Annotated in this window: 17 protein-coding genes; 4 read left to right on the top strand and 13 right to left on the bottom strand. The window is 48.3% G+C overall.

Annotated elements, in window-relative coordinates:
* Positions 1-127 precede the first annotated feature (127 nt).
* The 8 genes from SIB41_RS02585 to SIB41_RS02550 all read right to left on the bottom strand — a co-directional run bounded on the left by SIB41_RS02585 (position 128) and on the right by SIB41_RS02550 (position 7,611).
* Entirely contained in the window at positions 128-742 is a 615-nt protein-coding gene (locus SIB41_RS02585; RefSeq protein ID WP_413360214.1) for a BMC domain-containing protein, read from the bottom strand.
* 56 nt (positions 743-798) lie between these two features.
* Positions 799-1,050: a carboxysome peptide B gene (locus tag SIB41_RS02580; protein ID WP_011825478.1), complete on the bottom strand. Its 252-nt coding sequence runs from the start codon at positions 1,048-1,050 to the stop codon at positions 799-801.
* On the bottom strand, positions 1,050-1,325 hold the full coding sequence (locus SIB41_RS02575) for a carboxysome peptide A (protein WP_011130572.1): 276 nt from the start codon (positions 1,323-1,325) through the stop codon (positions 1,050-1,052). Before SIB41_RS02575 ends, SIB41_RS02580 begins: the two co-directional genes overlap by 1 nt.
* 1 nt (position 1,326) lies before the next feature.
* Positions 1,327-2,871, bottom strand: coding sequence for a carboxysome shell carbonic anhydrase (locus SIB41_RS02570; RefSeq protein ID WP_413360212.1), 1,545 nt, complete (start codon positions 2,869-2,871; stop codon positions 1,327-1,329).
* 7 nt (positions 2,872-2,878) lie between these two features.
* Positions 2,879-5,257 carry a CsoS2 family carboxysome shell protein gene (locus tag SIB41_RS02565; protein ID WP_413360210.1) on the bottom strand — a complete coding sequence of 793 codons (2,379 nt, stop codon included), beginning with the start codon at positions 5,255-5,257 and terminating at the stop codon, positions 2,879-2,881.
* Between the two features lie 111 nt (positions 5,258-5,368).
* Complete coding sequence (locus SIB41_RS02560) at positions 5,369-5,710, bottom strand: ribulose bisphosphate carboxylase small subunit (RefSeq protein ID WP_011130575.1); 342 nt, start codon at positions 5,708-5,710, stop codon at positions 5,369-5,371.
* 107 nt (positions 5,711-5,817) lie between these two features.
* Positions 5,818-7,230: a form I ribulose bisphosphate carboxylase large subunit gene (locus SIB41_RS02555; RefSeq protein WP_011130576.1), complete on the bottom strand. Its 1,413-nt coding sequence runs from the start codon at positions 7,228-7,230 to the stop codon at positions 5,818-5,820.
* A gap of 69 nt (positions 7,231-7,299) precedes the next feature.
* On the bottom strand, positions 7,300-7,611 hold the full coding sequence (locus SIB41_RS02550) for a BMC domain-containing protein (RefSeq protein ID WP_011130577.1): 312 nt from the start codon (positions 7,609-7,611) through the stop codon (positions 7,300-7,302).
* Between the two features lie 342 nt (positions 7,612-7,953).
* On the opposite strand from SIB41_RS02550, the gene SIB41_RS02545 reads away from it, so the two are divergent.
* Positions 7,954-8,547: a non-canonical purine NTP pyrophosphatase gene (locus SIB41_RS02545; RefSeq protein ID WP_041385109.1), complete on the top strand. Its 594-nt coding sequence runs from the start codon at positions 7,954-7,956 to the stop codon at positions 8,545-8,547.
* Here SIB41_RS02545 and SIB41_RS02540 read toward each other — a convergent pair whose 3' ends face one another.
* Positions 8,548-9,318 (bottom strand): hypothetical protein, encoded by a 771-nt coding sequence (locus SIB41_RS02540; RefSeq protein ID WP_011130579.1) that lies wholly within the window; start codon positions 9,316-9,318, stop codon positions 8,548-8,550. It lies immediately after the preceding gene.
* Positions 9,319-9,419: 101 nt separating this feature from the next.
* On the opposite strand from SIB41_RS02540, the gene SIB41_RS02535 reads away from it, so the two are divergent.
* Both SIB41_RS02535 and SIB41_RS02530 read left to right on the top strand, forming a co-directional pair.
* The gene (locus SIB41_RS02535; protein WP_413360205.1) at positions 9,420-9,821 is read left to right on the top strand and encodes a hypothetical protein; all 402 of its coding nucleotides are present in this window, start codon (positions 9,420-9,422) and stop codon (positions 9,819-9,821) included.
* 138 nt (positions 9,822-9,959) lie between these two features.
* Positions 9,960-10,238: a hypothetical protein gene (locus tag SIB41_RS02530; RefSeq protein WP_413360203.1), complete on the top strand. Its 279-nt coding sequence runs from the start codon at positions 9,960-9,962 to the stop codon at positions 10,236-10,238.
* A 169-nt stretch (positions 10,239-10,407) separates the two neighbouring features.
* Here SIB41_RS02530 and SIB41_RS02525 read toward each other — a convergent pair whose 3' ends face one another.
* From SIB41_RS02525 to SIB41_RS02510, 4 genes are all read right to left on the bottom strand, one after another.
* On the bottom strand, positions 10,408-10,710 hold the full coding sequence (locus SIB41_RS02525; protein ID WP_413360201.1) for a hypothetical protein: 303 nt from the start codon (positions 10,708-10,710) through the stop codon (positions 10,408-10,410).
* Positions 10,711-11,033: 323 nt separating this feature from the next.
* Positions 11,034-11,315: a P-II family nitrogen regulator gene (locus SIB41_RS02520; protein ID WP_413360198.1), complete on the bottom strand. Its 282-nt coding sequence runs from the start codon at positions 11,313-11,315 to the stop codon at positions 11,034-11,036.
* 4 nt (positions 11,316-11,319) lie between these two features.
* The gene (locus SIB41_RS02515; RefSeq protein WP_413360196.1) at positions 11,320-12,339 is read right to left on the bottom strand and encodes a sodium-dependent bicarbonate transport family permease; all 1,020 of its coding nucleotides are present in this window, start codon (positions 12,337-12,339) and stop codon (positions 11,320-11,322) included.
* Positions 12,340-12,538: 199 nt separating this feature from the next.
* A complete protein-coding gene (locus tag SIB41_RS02510) occupies positions 12,539-14,260 on the bottom strand; it encodes a SulP family inorganic anion transporter (protein WP_413361336.1) in 1,722 nt (573 codons plus the stop codon).
* A 188-nt stretch (positions 14,261-14,448) separates the two neighbouring features.
* Between SIB41_RS02510 and SIB41_RS02505 the strand changes: the two genes are divergently transcribed.
* Complete coding sequence (locus tag SIB41_RS02505) at positions 14,449-15,705, top strand: ferredoxin:protochlorophyllide reductase (ATP-dependent) subunit N (RefSeq protein ID WP_413360193.1); 1,257 nt, start codon at positions 14,449-14,451, stop codon at positions 15,703-15,705.
* Positions 15,706-15,711 lie beyond the last annotated feature (6 nt).

Raw genomic sequence — 15,711 nt, 5'->3', positions numbered from 1 at the left:
TGGATTGTTCGAAGTTAAAGAATAACCTTAATGCTTGTCATCAAAGTTGATCAAACCAGATTTCCGAATAACTTCGCCACAGAAGAAACCCGCAAATTAGAAAGCTAAAAATTAGGGTGTACCCAACTTAGCTGCGGCGCTTTGCATGAGTGGGTCTTAATGCTGGCTCAACTTCCTGATGAGGACGAGCAATAATATGGGCTGCAACAAGGCCATCACCAACCCGTTCACAGGCATCTGCACCAGCACGAACGGCTGCATTCACAGCTCCTGTTTCGCCACGCACCATCACAGTGACATAACCACCACCAACATATTCCCTAGAGATGAGATTAACCTCAGCAGCTTTTGTCATTGCATCAGCCGCTTCAATGGCAGGAACCATGCCACGAGTTTCAATCATTCCGAGTGCAATCCCCTGAACAAAAGAAGGCACGGAGGAAGAGGCGGGTGGCTTGATAGCACCACCAGACGCAGAACCACTGCCACTGGAACCCGCAGCACTCTTACCGCCCCTTGATGCAGGCGTCGAAGCCGTTGCTCGGCTGGCGGATCTACGCCCTGTGGCAGCGCTTCTGCTCGTAGTCGACTTTGAACTTGATGAGGACGATGTTGAAGCAGAAACATCAACAGTTTGTGTTGCCTTGGCAGGAAGAACTTTTTTGGCAACTTCAGAGCCAGCAGGTTTCGCTGTCGTCAACGAGGGGCTGTCTGAAGAACTAGAGGAAGAAGGTTTTGGCATGGATAAAAGGTTTAAGAAGAAGAGAATAAATGGATCGAATCCGAATCATTTATTAGCTATCCATCAGGCAGCCAGTAATCAATAATTCCTCCAATTGTCAGATCTGTTTGAGTGTTGGGATCTGGACATGCAAAACGTGCAGCTGATCCACTGGAGGTGAACACCCAATTGCCCTCTCGAGCTCCAACAGGATCAACAGCCACCAACTGCTTGCCAGCGTTATTACGCAGGATACGCAGATGCATATGACCAAGACCGTCAACCCTTTGCGTACAAACCAAACGGCCCATCACCTGCATGATTTCCATCAAGCTGAGCCCCCTGAAACTGGCTTCGGGGCGCCTGGATCCCAATGGTCAATAATGCCTACAATCGTAAGATCACTAGGATAGGATTTACTTCCTGCAGCCTCTCTCGCTGCTGAGCTGCCAACACAAATTACCCAGTCATCTGGCTTACAACCCACAGCATCGACTGCAACCTTCTTGGAACTTCCATCAAGAACAACTTGAAGGTGTTTGTGTTCGAATCCAGGGATTCGATTGGTGGAAACAAGCGGCTTAAGAACCTTGCAGATCAACATGTCAGTGTGCCTCCTGATGAACAGGCTCCAAGGAGGAACCGACTACCTCTGAAGTATCTTTTTTATCACGATCACGAATGGTCAAGAATGTATGAAGAAGACCCTGATCGAAAAGTTCAGAATAACGCTCAGCAATGGCTTGATTTACTCGATAGCAATCAGTTACAGCCCGATCCCTTGCCCCTGGGACTCGGCCAGAATAATCAAAACGAACAACAACAGGAATTGGCAGATCTCGAGAAACATTCAACCCTTTAAAAATTTTCACTCCTACATCTAAATCTGGGGCACCTACTTCGACAGTATCCAAATGGGCGAAATAAGTTAGGTTGCGAAGATGCACTTCCTTAAAACCTATTCCAACTCCAATAAAACGCTCTGCATGCCCAGCATCTGGGTAGGGTCCAGCATGTGATTGCTTCACGTAGTCAATCTGAGAAAAGTTGTTTGCAATCAATTTCACAATGAATGCCACCATCCCCTCGTCGGGTTTCTTAGGCGCAATGGCTTCAACACGTTCTGCAATATGTTGCATCGCCTCATCTGAAGTTAGAGAAAGCGTCTCGTGATAGAGATCTTCCGCGGAAAGCCACTCATCTAAAACAATTGAACCATCTGCCGCAGGAACATGGACGCGAATAGCATCAGTATCGGTATCAAGCCCGATCAAAAGAAGGTCTACTGATGCACCACAACAGAAACTATTTTCGACGGATTCACGAAAATCAAGCAGGCGCTGTTGACCAGCAGAAGCTGCCAAGGCATCATCACTCCCATGAGCCGCACATCCTTGATGAGATGGATCAAGGGAACTAAAATGATAGGTAACAACCTTGAGATAACGCGTTGGAGAGTCGGCTGAATTTGGAACACCTTCTCGATAACGTCTGTGTTCTGTCTTAATCCAACGGTTGACAGTTTTCTCAACATCAAACAGAGCACCTGCATGGGAGCGACGTCTTACTGAACTAAATGGAATCCGTAATGCATAAGCAATCGTATGTGCCAAGCGTCCATCAGCGCAGGGAGAGACATCAAGGAGATGAAAACCACAATCAACAAGGAATGATTGAAAATGCTTTGCTTGAATGCTGCCTTCTCCCCCTTGCAGAGGGTCTTCTTGAAAAAAGTGGTCACTCACATGCTGATGAGACTGAAACACACACCAAGCAAATAAGGCCCTCATATCTAATGCTCGTACCCAAGCCTGTTCCAAAAGGTGGCTAGGCAAATCAAAACCAAGTTCAGAGCGAGCAAGACTTTGGGACTTTGAGACAAAATCCTGATCATGCTGAAGTGCTGAGATCCTTTTAAGCAAAGGAACAATCAGCTCAAAAGAGCCTTTGACATTGGCTTCATAAGTCTGCAGATGCTGATTTGCAGCTCTGTCTGTGAGAGGGTGGCAAGGTCCTGAACCAACATTGGCAAACCCTCTTAGCCTTGAGCGATCAGAGATCTGAGGTGTTACCACAGGCCTCCTCCTTGGAGCAGTCGGCGCCAAGGGTCTTTGCGTTTGAGAGGCCAAATTGCGATTGCGATAGGCCATCAATCAATCAACCCCTTGCGCCGCCAGAGACTGTGATCAAGGAGCCTTGATCAGTGTTACCACTTGACCCTGTTACTCGACTCATTGGTTGAGAAAGTTCCTCATTACGCTTTAAATCAGCAGCCGGCATCGCAGACATCGGGCCTGGCCGAGTTGGATTACGGCGACGAGCAGAAGCTCCTTCGGTACCAGTTACCCTTTCACTGCGATCCCAATCATCACCAGTAATATTGAGGCCGGCAGATTGGCCTTCTCCTGTAACTCGAGATTCTGGGCGTGTTTGACTTACATCATTGGGGGTTGCTTCAACACGAACTGACTTGAAATGACGTTGTTTGCGGTCAAAACGGAACTGCTCAGTGCCAGTAATTTTATCAATCGCCATATTAAAAGGACCCGTAATCTGAGAGCCCTGCTCATAACTTGTTCCTGTTACACCAGAGCGAGGATCACGCTTTAGCTGCATCGCTCTCGCAGGAGACTGAACACTAAAGTGAGTCCAAGGAGATGATTCTGATGAACCCTGGTGATCATTACTACCAGCGGGAGCATCACTTCCACATGCTTGAACAAGTTGATCTCCACCTACATATGGGGTGCCAGTTAAAGGTTCACAAGCACCTTTCTCTGCTCCTGTCATCACTCCACCTACTCCAGGCTGAAGACCTGTCATCACAGCGCCAGGTGTACCCAACAATTTTGGAGTTCGATCCTGAATTTCTCTTACAGAATTTGTATCACACCAACCTGAAGCCTGTTCAACACCGCTATAGGGAGTTCCAGTTACCGCTTTACAAGTTCCAGGTTCATCGCCTGTTACAAGCTCCGAGCGACCTGTAAGAGTTCCACTAACAGTTTGCGACTTATTTGTAAGACTTAAACCGACCTTGGCAGCCTCAGGGTTTGGCTTGCCGCCACAAAAAGTTTTGTATTGCTGAGGGCCCACATATTCGTCACCAGTCACTCTTTTACAACTACCTGGTTCATTGCCTGTAACGTACTCAGAGCGGGCAACATTTGTACCAGTAACTCCTGCACCACGAAGTGTATTAAATGAACCTACTTTCTCTGCAGACCTCCCTTCAGGAAGTGGATCAACTCCAAGGTATTGATCACCAGTCAATTGACGATTAGAACCAGCCTCGTCGCCTGTAACCTTCTCGGAGCGTCCAACCATTACACCACTAACCTTGCGACCATCTTCTGTAACACTCTGACCAACTTTTCTTGGAGAAGGTTGGCTAACTCCACAATATTGATTGGCCTGATTAGCTGAAATATATTCAGTGCCGGTCAAAGTCTTACAAGTCCCAGGTTCATCACCAGTGACTTTCTCTGAGCGACCAACTTCATTACCGGTCACCCGATTTCCGTGGCTTGTATTTGTAACTGCAACTTTTAAAGGTTGACCTGGTTGAGGAGCCGACTGACAAAAGGCATCAAACACCTCTGAACCTAAATATTGAGTACCTGTAATTGAACGACAAGTACTCGCTTCGTTGCCAGTAGTTTTAGATGAGCGGTTTGCTTGAGTACCAGTCACAACCTGACCTGTACTGGTTTCACTTAAACCAACTTTCCAATGAGCATCTGCTGCGACAGCCTGCTTGGAGCCATTGCGATTGGGACCACAGGGACGACAAGCACCAGAACGTTTTTTGCCAGTAGCACCACTTTTACTACGCAATTCACGCACTCTCTGTGAAATCTCTCGACTTGAAAGGTCAGGGTCTCCCTGGCGAGCGACTGATGCTGCAGAGGTCGGTTGATTGGCTGCCGTTTTACCGTGCTTCGATTGTGCTTCACGGCGTGCAAGGACCAAAGCACGACTTGGATTTTGTATCGATCTACGTTTAGCAGAAGGACGACTAGTTGAATTCCTTGAACTTAATCTTGAGACAGTGTCCAAACTCTTCAAAGACCTTGAAGAAGATTCATCAACACCTTTCTGATCAGAGGCTAAATCCTTAACCTGCTTTTTTGCAGCATCCTGCTGGCTAACCTTTGAAGAGATTTTCTCAACTTCTGCACGAGTTCTATCTTTACTTTTTGCCGCTGGCTGACCGCGGCGAGAAAGCTCATCACGACGGGCCAAAACCAATTCTCTGCTTGAATTTCGGATCGTTTTGACTTGACGGCGCGAAGCTCCGGATGATTCTCTAGAAGCAACAAAAGACGTATCTAGTTGCTCTCTCTTAGGAGCGGTTAGCTGCAAAGATTCTTTCCCAGCCTTAACGAAAGATTGATCAGTCCTGGTTAGACGTGCATCAGAGGCAGTACGGATGCGATTAGGACTTGATCCATTTAATGTGGTTGATTTCTTACCTGAATTACTCAGGGCCTTACGGCGTTCAAGCGCTAGCTCTCGACTGGATTGTTTTGCCATGTCCAACCAATAAAAACGTCGTAAGGGAAGAAGAAGCTTGTCGCCTCTGAGAGTTGATTAATAGCCCCGAAAATAAATCGAGGCTATTAAGAGATAGACACCGAAACTAAATCAACGGCCTTCAAATACCACGAATGCGGTTCCTTGACTTTGGGTGTATGCGTCATAACCAACCATGCGCACATGGTGGTCTGGATATGCACGATGGCAAGCTTCTAGCTCACTTACAACCATGTTCAGATCCTTCTCGCCAAAGAAAGGTAACTTCCAGTAAGACCAATAGGTCTGCATGGAACCACTTGGATGGACGTGCTCAATGACAGGGCTCCATCCCTGAGCAATGATGTAAGCAATTTGATCGTAAATTTCGTCCTGGGTCATCGGCGGTAAGAAGCCGAAGGTTTCCAGGGTGGCGACTGTTTGATAGTCACCAACTGTGCTCTGGAAAGGCATGGTGAACCTTGGATTGTGGATGTTTAAGGGCCAATACGACTAAGTGTTGGCCTAATAAATCTGAAGAAAGATTTTGAGGAGACAGATGCCTCCTCTGATGAAACTTTCTACTGAACGTCGAGCTTGTCGACAGTATCGAACTCGAACTTGATTTCTTTCCAAGTCTCAAGTGCGATGGCCAGCTCAGGGCTATGCTTCGCCGCTTCCATAAGGATGTCGCGACTTTCCTTCTCGATCTCACGACCGGCATTGCGTGCTTTCACACAAGCTTCAAGTGCCACTCGGTTAGCCGCGGCACCAGCAGCAGACCCCCATGGATGACCATGAGTACCACCACCAAACTGTAGACAGGAGTCGTCTCCAAAAATTGCTAACAATGCTGGCATATGCCAAACGTGGATACCACCAGAGGCCACAGCAAAAACACCAGGCATGGAACCCCAGTCTTGGTCAAAGAAGTTACCGCGACTGCGATCTTCTGGAACAAAAGACTCACGCAGGTTGTCGATATAACCAAGGGTGGTCTGACGATCACCTTCCAGCTTGCCAACCACAGTTCCTGTATGGAGTTGATCTCCACCGGAAAGACGCAGGCACTTGGCAAGCACACGGAAGTGAATTCCATGCTTGGGATGACGGTCAATCACCGCATGCATGGCACGGTGGATATGCAACAGCATGCCGTTTTTACGGCACCAATTCGCCAAACCTGTGTTGGCGGTAAATCCACCAGTGATGTAGTCATGCATGATGATTGGCATGTCGAGTTCTTTAGCGAACTCAGCACGCTCATACATCTCCTCAGGAGTTGTCGCAGTGCAATTGAGATAATGACCTTTGACTTCTCCAGTTTCTTGCTGTGCAAGCTTGACAGCCTCAGCAACAAACTCAAAGCGCTCGCGCCAACGCTGGAAAGGCTGAGAGTTGATGTTTTCGTCGTCTTTGGTTAAGTCAAGACCACCACGCAGACACTCATAAACAACCCGTCCATAGTTTTTACCAGAAAGGCCAAGCTTTGGCTTAATGGTGCAACCAAGTAAGGGGCGACCGTACTTATTCAAACGGTCACGTTCTACGACAATGCCATTAGGAGGACCACCGCATGTCTTGATGAAGGCCATCGGGAAGCGGATATCTTCTAAACGCAGATGGCGTAATGCTTTGAAGCCAAAAACATTACCGACCAAAGAGGTCAGAACGTTAGTGATTGAACCTTCTTCAAAAAGGTCTAGAGGGTAAGCAATAAAAGCGTAAAAGGACTCCTTGTCTCCAGGGACATCCTCGATGCGATAGCAACGGCCCTTGTAAAATTCAAGATCAGTTAATAGCTCTGACCAAACTGTGGACCAAGTACCGGTTGAAGATTCAGCCGCTACAGCCGCAGCAACTTCCTCTCTGGGTACTCCTTCCTGGCCAGTGCATTTAAAACAGGCCAGTAAGTCAGTGTCTAGGGGTACATAATCGGGAGTCCAGTAGGTGTCTCTGTACTCCTTAACCCCTGCGTCATACTTCTTGCTCATGGAATAGCTCCTTTTAAGTCGGTATAGAAGGTTGAGATGGCGAAGCTCTTAGAGCCATCGCAGAAGGCCTCAGTCCTTCTGACCTAAGAAATTGCCGTTGCCTAGCGCAGGCTCAACTTCACGATGAGGGCGAGCAATGATGTGCGCTGCGACAAGGCCGTCACCAACACGCTCACAAGCATCAGCGCCAGCACGAACGGCGGCGTTCACAGCACCTGTCTCACCACGCACGAGCACGGTGACATATCCACCACCGACAAACTCGCGACCAATCAGGCGCACTTCAGCTGCCTTGGTCATGGCGTCAGCAGCTTCAATTGCTGGCACGAGGCCGCGGGTTTCGATCATGCCTAGGGCGATGCCCATGGTTTCGCTAGCCATTGCTTACCTGTAGTAGGAGATTGAATGTTCGGGAAGGAGAATGCTCTGCGCAGGCAACTTCCGTCAAGCAAATTCAGCCGAAACGGAGATCACCATCCGTAGCCCTTTCCATAAGCTCGGCTAATCACCCTTGCTACGACTGTTTTAAACGACTGTTCGTTTTTCTGTCAGCTCTTGGCCACATTTGGTTGCCAAGCCGCGCGAAAGTCTCAATTGATCGACTCCAGGAGCTTCTATCGCTTGTCCAAGGGGAGCAGAAACAATCAAAAATCCTGCCTCAGATCTTCCCAAGAGAGAACTTCCACCCCCTAAAGCAGAATAAGAGCGATAGTTTTTTTGATTTTGGCTAAACCACTGCTAACCATTGCGAGTGGAAACCCTCGCAAGGTCGCCGAGATCGAAGCAATGCTTGGTCCACTCCCAATCGATGTGCAGAGGCAACCGCAAGATCTAGATGTCGAGGAAACGGGCTCCACTTATCTAGACAATGCCCTACTCAAAGCTCGAGCAGTCGCAAAACGAGTTGGAAACTGGACCATTGCTGACGACTCCGGATTAGAAGTTGATGCCCTGGATGGAGCCCCGGGGCTTTATTCGGCCCGCTTTGCTGCCAGCAATCAAGAAAAAATCAAGAAAATCCTTGCGGCCCTTGAAAACAACCCATATCGGAGTGCTCGCTTCCGCAGTGTGATGGTTCTATGCAATTCCAAGGGGAAGCTTCTTAAAGCAGCAGAGGGGATTTGCTGGGGAGAACTACTTAGATCGCCTGCCTATGAAGGAGGCGAGTTCGAATCGCTGTTTTGGGTTCGCGAAGCGAACTGCACCTACGGAGAACTCAATAATCAACAGCTTTCAAGGCTTGGTAGTCGAGGAAAAGCGGCTAGAGCACTAGCCCCTTGCCTGCGAGAACAACTAGGACTTGATCAGATTGTTTAGCTAGCGATTGATTTGATCGATGGCTCGCATTGCAGCAGCAGCAGCCTCCTCTACATCACCTTCTTTCCCCGCCAATGTGAGCCTGCCAAAGGCTCCCACGCCTTTCACGTCAACGATGGTGATATTGGATGCCTTCTCAGCTTCATTGGCAGCAATTAATACATAACCAGCCGGTTCGGTTTCAAGAATGAACATGCTCATTCCAGCTTCAATCATCGAACCACGACGATTTTGGCGATTAATCAAAACAGCGTGATCTGGGGTTATCGCACGGATCACCTCGGTCCAGCTCACATCACAAGAACTTCTCTGGCTAACAGTGCTGCCAATGGCATCCAAAACAACATCACCGGAATGGAGCACAGTGCTCTGATCACGGTGGTATAGGGCCAAAGAACCAAAAGCCCTTTCAACGACCATCTGGCCTAGTCGCACATTGCTGGCCTTAAGGGCAATATCAGTCACTCGATGGACAGCCATGCCTGGTGAGACCTCCATCCACAGGCAAGCATCACCAGGAATCGGTAAAAAGCCTTGACTCACCGTGCCCATGTAGGCAGCTAGCTGAGGCTGAAGTGAATCGAGGAAAACATACGTGCGCAATTCAATTTGCTGCACATGACTATTTTGACGGCCAACCCTTGCTGTCTCCGAATCAGTCGTAATGACGCAGCTTGCCCCTGAGGCCTGAGGCAAAACCTCAGTTCCTGTCACCAGCGAGCTTCCACCTTGACGCCGCTCCCGAATTTCTAAGCCCGCAAATCGCTGCATGGCGGGGATAATACCTTGTGATTGAACATATCTTTCAAATGCACTGCTCTTGCAAGTGGCCTTAGAGCCGATACCGTCCAAATCAATGATTGGGATGGACTATGGCCACCATGCAAGAAAAAAAATCTGAATCTACAAACCTTCCAACAGACCTAAAAGCAGAGCAAGCCTTGGGTTTAATTGGTTTGGGCCTGATGCAAAAAATGCGGGAAGGTGCAAGTGAATGGACATGGTCTCAAGCTGAGACTGGCGGACAAGCCGATCTTTTAGCTCTGCGACAACGCCTCGAGCTCACATCTTTGGCCATTCAAACTGGTGCTCCACTGAGCACAGCCGAGGTGGCAAAACTTCTTGGCGCTAGACCCGGCTCAAAGGAAGTCAGACGAGGAGGGCTGATCGCAAGGCGAGTCAGCAGAAACGTTTGGAAGCTCAGCAGTTCCGACAAAACTCCAGAGCGCAATGTTGATGGATTTAGCGGCGATGGATTCCGTCGCCGCCTTTGAATCCCTTAAAAATTAATCATCAAACTGATCAATCTCCAGAAGAGATTGTCTTTAATCATTCATCTTCTGACTCGTCTTCATCGTCTGACTCTCTTTTAGCCGACTGTTCAACATCGATGCAGACCGTGTTGCCATCAATTGTTCTCTGGCCGCAATCACAGTAGTCACTTTGCCCTTTTGCTGATCAGCAGCTTCAGCAAAAGTCAGATCCTTCTACTCACGTATCTCCTCGACAGCGTCGCAGAAGATCTTCACCTGGTCACGATACTCACTGAATTCAGCCTGGGCAATCGTGGGTTAAGGAGTCAGCACATTGACCACCGCTACAGCCTGATCAACTTGATTTCGAGCAGAGAACACCAGCTCAGCACAATCAGCCAATTGGATTTCATCATTGGTTACTTTCTGGCTAGATGACTCGCAAGAAGCAAGAGTGAGAGATCAAGCCAAAACAGACGGTAAAAAGCGAACTGCAGCCATCAATCCAAAAAATCGATTCTCGTAAATTTAGTCATGTTTCGTCTGCAATTAAAAAAATCTAAGTGCAGACAGATTGCATTGTGATAGAAAAACCTACGATCGAAGTTCAGCTCCTACCTAACCAGGACGGAGCTCCACCAAACCATTCGCCAAGGTCGTCATCCTCCGAGCAGTAGTGATCATCTGGTTCGGACGAGCCAAGTTGAAGAGCATCGAGCAACTGATCAATACCATCTCGAGGTTGCAATTTCTGTTGTTCTCTCCTCGCTCTATGCAACCAGGTTGCAACAGTCTGGTTTCGGTCAGCAAACTTATGAATATAAATCCGTTCACTTAAGCTAACGGGCTGATCGCTTGCGACTCGAGCAAGAATCTCTTGCAAACGCAGGCGAGTATCTCTTGACAACATCCAAATAACACCACTAATACTGTTCTAATGGTAGAGAGGGGAGAAGTCATTGAAAAAACCACTTTATTTTAGAAGCTTATATTTAGATTCACATGCGATATTTTAATTATTTCTTTCCTTGCCAGTTGGAATCATTGCATTCAGCCATGACTTGGTTACCAGAAAGAGAATAGGTACTCTCACATCAATCAAGCTAACTTCAAAGAAAAAGTTACCCCTCTAGCGTGAGGGAAAAAACTTAAACCTTTAAGGCGGCATCAGTTGCGGCTACTACTAAGCCGCACAAAACCCATATCGTTATTATTTATATTTTCAAAAGATTGTCAGAGTGGAGAAGCCTCCGCGACATAAGCTACACCACCATAATAATTAAGTATGGGGTTTATCGATACACGCAACTTCTCAAGAACTTCTATCTCGCAAAAGACAATCACATGAGCATTTGCACCAAGGCCACTAAAATCCATGCCCTCTGTCACATAAGTATCAGGCCCTCTACCAGTTACAGGCCTAATGACTGAATAGCCAGGTGCCCCAGCTTGATCAAGAGCTTTAATCACTGACTCAAGCTCTCTCTCACTTACAATTAAATCTAGTCGCTTCATGATTTTAAATTGATGCAGGGATTAACTTGTAAACCAAACCCATATATAGTGGAATCCCAATCGTATGATTAAAAGGGAAAGTTAATCCCAAGGCGCTAGAAATGTAATACCTTGGGTTGGCCTCTGGAACTGTCATTCGCATTGCCGTAGGGACGGCAATATATGAGGCACTAGAGCACAAAATAATAAACAAGAGTGCATTGCCATAGCCTAAACCAAGTGCCCTAGCAACAAGGCCTCCGATTAACGCATTGAACATTGGCATCAGAATGGCAAAAAAGATAAGAAACGCTCCTGCTTTTTTGAGGTCTTTAAAACGCTGCGCCGCAACGATTCCCATGTCCAGCAAGAAGAAGCACAAGACTCCATAGAAAAACTTATAAACGAATGGTTCCATCTTCTCTACACCAGCAGGGCTATAGATAGAAGCAATGAAACCAATTACAAGGCTACCTGCAATCAAATAGACATAGCCATTCAGCATCGATTCATGCAGAACCTTGCGCCAATTCATTCCATCAGAACCAGGACGTGCCTGACGGGAACCAAGCCGAACTAGGACCAAGCCAACGATGATTGCCGGTGATTCCATTAACGCCAGTGGGGCCACCATAAATCCGTCATAAGAAATATTTTGAGCCTGAAGAAAACTCTCAGCAGCGATAAAGGTCACTGCGCTAATTGAGCCGTATGTAGCTGATATTGCTGCTGCATTAAAGACATCAAACCTCAATCGCAAAATACAGAAGCAAATCAGCGGGATGACCGCCGCCATTAACACAGAAACAGCAATAGTTGTGATGACTTGGCCACCGAGACCATCTTTCGCCAAAGCCATGCCACCCCTAAAGCCAACGGCCATCAACAGATAAAGTGAAAATAATTTCGGCAGCGGCGCAGGAATCTCAAGGTCAGCATTCAATAAAACCGCAATCGCACCCAAGAAAAAAAATAAAACCTTTGGTGATAAAACATTGGCCAGTACGAGCCCTGCGTCAAGTGCTGTTGCGGTTGCTGTGATCATATAAAGAAGTTGCAGGGAAATCTGGTCAGTTTTAGATAATGACTTGGCAAGATGTGACTAAAAGAAGAGTAGAAATTTTTCAGACCATTCAAATCTGAAGATTTTACAAGGAAGATTGTATCATTATTTTTATCAAAGATCCCAATCCCATGAAGGTGGTCTCATGAAGCTGGGATCTCTAATAAGTTCTCACTTGCTCTTATAAGTCAGCCAGGGCGGCTTCAAGGGCTTGAGTTCGATTAGTCATCAACCCTTGCACATCAAACTTCTCAAGTCTGTTGCGGACCCTGTCGTTTGCAGCCACAACATAAGCTTTCCTTGAATGGTTTTTTGCCTCTTGAACCATCTGTTCAATGGCCAAAGTTGCAGTAATGCCAAGGCGAGGAACTTCAGTAATGTCAAGAATCAAAACCTTGTAATTACGTACCAAAGCCATTCGTTCTGTGATCCCCGAAGCAGCTCCAAAGCTCAATGGTCCGCGCAGGCGAAATAACATCACCTGCCCGCCACAACGATCAAGCAATGCTTGTTCTGAAGGGGGCAAAGATGGCTCTTCAGTATTAGCAGAAGCATCAGTTGATTTGTTGTCAAAATCACCATCCATCAAACGATTATCGGCATCCATTCCTTCCAATTGTGCTTGTGTCAACGAATCAATTGTTAATAGGTTTGCAACAAACACCCCAACCAAAACTGCTGAGATTAAATCCCAGAAAACTGTCATCAGCAAGACGCCATACATGACAACAGCTGTCTTAATCGAGAGGCGATGAGCTCTAAGTAAGAAGCTCCAATCAATGATGTCGAGACCTACCTTGACCAATATTCCTGCAAGCAAGGCAGTTGGAATTAAAGCCGCGAACTGACCTGCTCCATACAAAACAATCAACAGCACGATGGAATGCACCATTCCAGAGAGTGGCGTGCTGCCTCCAGATTTGACATTGATCACAGTCCGCATCGTTGCACCGGCGCCAGGCAATCCGTTAAACAGCCCAGCAAGAGAGTTGCCAATTCCTTGGCCAATCAGCTCTCGGTCAGAGTTATGACGAGTCTGGGTAATGTTGTCTGCAACAAGGGATGTCAACAGCGAATCGATTGCTCCCAACACCGCAAGCACTAAGCCTGATTTGATAATCAAAGGAAGAAATGCTGGGTCCCAGCTGGGCAAAGAAAAGCCCAGGCCACCTTCAGGGATCGTGCCGATACGCGGCAGCTCATCGATGCCTCGCGCTGAAAGGTTCGCGTCATTGAACAGCACAACCGAAAGAGGCGTAACGATCAACAAAGCCAACAGCGGTGAAGGCACCACCTCGGTGAGTCGCCGAGGTGCCAAAAAGACAATGGCCAAGGTCATCACAGCCACTGCTACCGCGCCCCAGTTGGGTTGAAAGTTTGCCGATAACTGCGTAAGGCAAGCAATCACACCGCCCTTGGTTGAGATGCCAAAGAGAGGTCCAATCTGAAGAATGAGGATGATCACCCCAATCCCAGACATGAAGCCAGACACCACTGAATAGGGCACAAGCGTGATGTAACGCCCCAGTCGTAAGACCCCAAAAAGAATTTGGAATAGACCTCCCACAACAACTGCGGCCATCACCAGGGGCAAAAGCTCGCCTGGACCATCAACCGTTGGCAACGCTGTGGAGATACCAACAGCAGCAAGAGCGGCGACCACTCCTGCCACGGTGACGCTCATCGGACCAGTGGGGCCGCTGACCTGAGACGGAGTGCCTCCAAACAGCGCTGCGAAGAAGCCAACAATCACCGCTCCGTAGAGGCCGTAGATCGCGCCTCCATCGCCAAGGGCAGCATTGCCAAATGCGAGGGCTAAAGGCAGCGCCACCACCGCAGCGGTCAATCCGCCTAATAGATCTCCGCGAACATTGCGCAGATGAAATCCATGGATCAATGCCAAAACGTAGTGCTCCTTCCCACTTGACTCGAACAAAACAATATCTGGCTGTGGGCCCCTCCTCTATGGCAAGAGAAGCAATTTGTCCGGCCTCTACAACAAAAAGCTTTTCCTGATCCCAAAGAGTTTATTAACTCCCGCAAATCTGTTCATTCATCAAGCAAATTGTTATAGCGATTTTGGAGCAGCCCATGGGCAGCACGACGCTGCTAAAGGAAAGCGGACCTCGGGAGGTTTTCTGTGGCTTGACGTCAATTGTTTGGCTGCATCGACGGATGCCCGATGCCTTCTTCCTCGTGGTGGGCTCACGCACCTGCGCCCATCTGATCCAAAGCGCCGCAGGCGTGATGATCTTTGCCGAGCCGCGTTTTGGCACTGCCATCCTGGAAGAGCGAGACCTCGCTGGACTCGCAGACGCCCATGAAGAGCTTGATCGGGTGATCAACGACTTGTTGGCGAGACGTCCTGAAATTCGCACCCTCTTTCTGGTGGGTTCCTGCCCCAGCGAAGTGATCAAGTTAGATCTAGCAAGAGTTGCCGAGCGACTCAATGGACAGCTTCAAGGCGGCGTTCGCGTGCTGAATTACTCAGGCAGCGGCATTGAAACCACCTTTACCCAAGGTGAGGACGGTGCGCTCAAAGCCATGGTGCCGTTGATGCCTAATAGCAACGAAGCCCAGCTTCTGCTTGTTGGCACCATGGCCAACGCAGTTGAAGATCGTCTCAAGCATCTCTTCGAGCGCCTCGGCATCCCCTCAGTGTCCAGCTTGCCGCCCAGGCAGTCGACTGATCTGCCATCCGTAGGGCCTGGCACCCGTGTTCTGCTAACCCAGCCCTACTTAACTGACACGGCTAGGGAACTCAAAGACAGAGGCGCCGAGATCCTTCAAGCGCCTTTCCCTCTGGGAGCTGAGGGAAGCCGACTCTGGATGGAAGCGGCAGCCCACGCTTTTGGTATCAATGGCAGTCACGTTGCAACCATCCTTGAACCTTTGATGGTGCGCGCCCAAAAGGCTTTATCGCCCTACAAAGAGCAACTGGTTGGAAAGCGAATTTTCCTGATGCCTGAATCCCAGTTGGAAATTCCACTAGCGCGTTTCCTTCACAGAGAATGTGGAATGGAACTTGTAGAAGTTGGAGTTCCTTATCTCAATCGAGAGATGATGCAGTCTGAATTGGAACTGCTGCCGCACAACACTCCAGTAATGGAAGGACAACATGTCGAGAAGCAGCTCGACAGGGTTAGGGAGCAGCGGCCCGATCTAGTTGTCTGCGGTATGGGTTTGGCAAATCCCCTTGAAGCGGAAGAGATTGCTACGAAATGGTCAATCGAATTGATCTTTAGCCCCATCCACGGCATTGATCAAGCCGCAGACCTCGCCGAACTGTTTGCAAGGCCACTGCATCGCCGCAACCTTCTCAACAACCAACTCCTCGTAAGCGTCTAAAAAACC

Origin of the sequence: Prochlorococcus sp. MIT 1201 (assembly GCF_047303415.1) — a bacterium.
In the GTDB taxonomy this organism is placed as follows: domain Bacteria; phylum Cyanobacteriota; class Cyanobacteriia; order PCC-6307; family Cyanobiaceae; genus Prochlorococcus; species Prochlorococcus marinus_D.
This window is presented reverse-complemented; position numbering and strand designations above follow the sequence as displayed.

Excerpts from the sequence above, each read along its gene's own strand:
- SIB41_RS02520 (WP_413360198.1), bottom strand. The coding sequence starts at position 11,315 with ATGAAGCGACTAGATTTAATTGTAAGTGAGAGAGAGCTTGAGTCAGTG.
- SIB41_RS02570 (WP_413360212.1), bottom strand. The coding sequence starts at position 2,871 with ATGGCCTATCGCAATCGCAATTTGGCCTCTCAAACGCAAAGACCCTTG.
- SIB41_RS02535 (WP_413360205.1), top strand. The coding sequence starts at position 9,420 with ATGGCCACCATGCAAGAAAAAAAATCTGAATCTACAAACCTTCCAACA.
- SIB41_RS02505 (WP_413360193.1), top strand. The coding sequence starts at position 14,449 with ATGGGCAGCACGACGCTGCTAAAGGAAAGCGGACCTCGGGAGGTTTTC.
- SIB41_RS02560 (WP_011130575.1), bottom strand. The coding sequence starts at position 5,710 with ATGCCTTTCCAGAGCACAGTTGGTGACTATCAAACAGTCGCCACCCTG.
- SIB41_RS02580 (WP_011825478.1), bottom strand. The coding sequence starts at position 1,050 with ATGGAAATCATGCAGGTGATGGGCCGTTTGGTTTGTACGCAAAGGGTT.
- SIB41_RS02565 (WP_413360210.1), bottom strand. The coding sequence starts at position 5,257 with ATGGCAAAACAATCCAGTCGAGAGCTAGCGCTTGAACGCCGTAAGGCC.
- SIB41_RS02515 (WP_413360196.1), bottom strand. The coding sequence starts at position 12,339 with ATGATCACAGCAACCGCAACAGCACTTGACGCAGGGCTCGTACTGGCC.
- SIB41_RS02525 (WP_413360201.1), bottom strand. The coding sequence starts at position 10,710 with ATGTTGTCAAGAGATACTCGCCTGCGTTTGCAAGAGATTCTTGCTCGA.
- SIB41_RS02575 (WP_011130572.1), bottom strand. The coding sequence starts at position 1,325 with ATGTTGATCTGCAAGGTTCTTAAGCCGCTTGTTTCCACCAATCGAATC.
- SIB41_RS02585 (WP_413360214.1), bottom strand. The coding sequence starts at position 742 with ATGCCAAAACCTTCTTCCTCTAGTTCTTCAGACAGCCCCTCGTTGACG.
- SIB41_RS02550 (WP_011130577.1), bottom strand. The coding sequence starts at position 7,611 with ATGGCTAGCGAAACCATGGGCATCGCCCTAGGCATGATCGAAACCCGC.
- SIB41_RS02555 (WP_011130576.1), bottom strand. The coding sequence starts at position 7,230 with ATGAGCAAGAAGTATGACGCAGGGGTTAAGGAGTACAGAGACACCTAC.
- SIB41_RS02540 (WP_011130579.1), bottom strand. The coding sequence starts at position 9,318 with ATGCAGCGATTTGCGGGCTTAGAAATTCGGGAGCGGCGTCAAGGTGGA.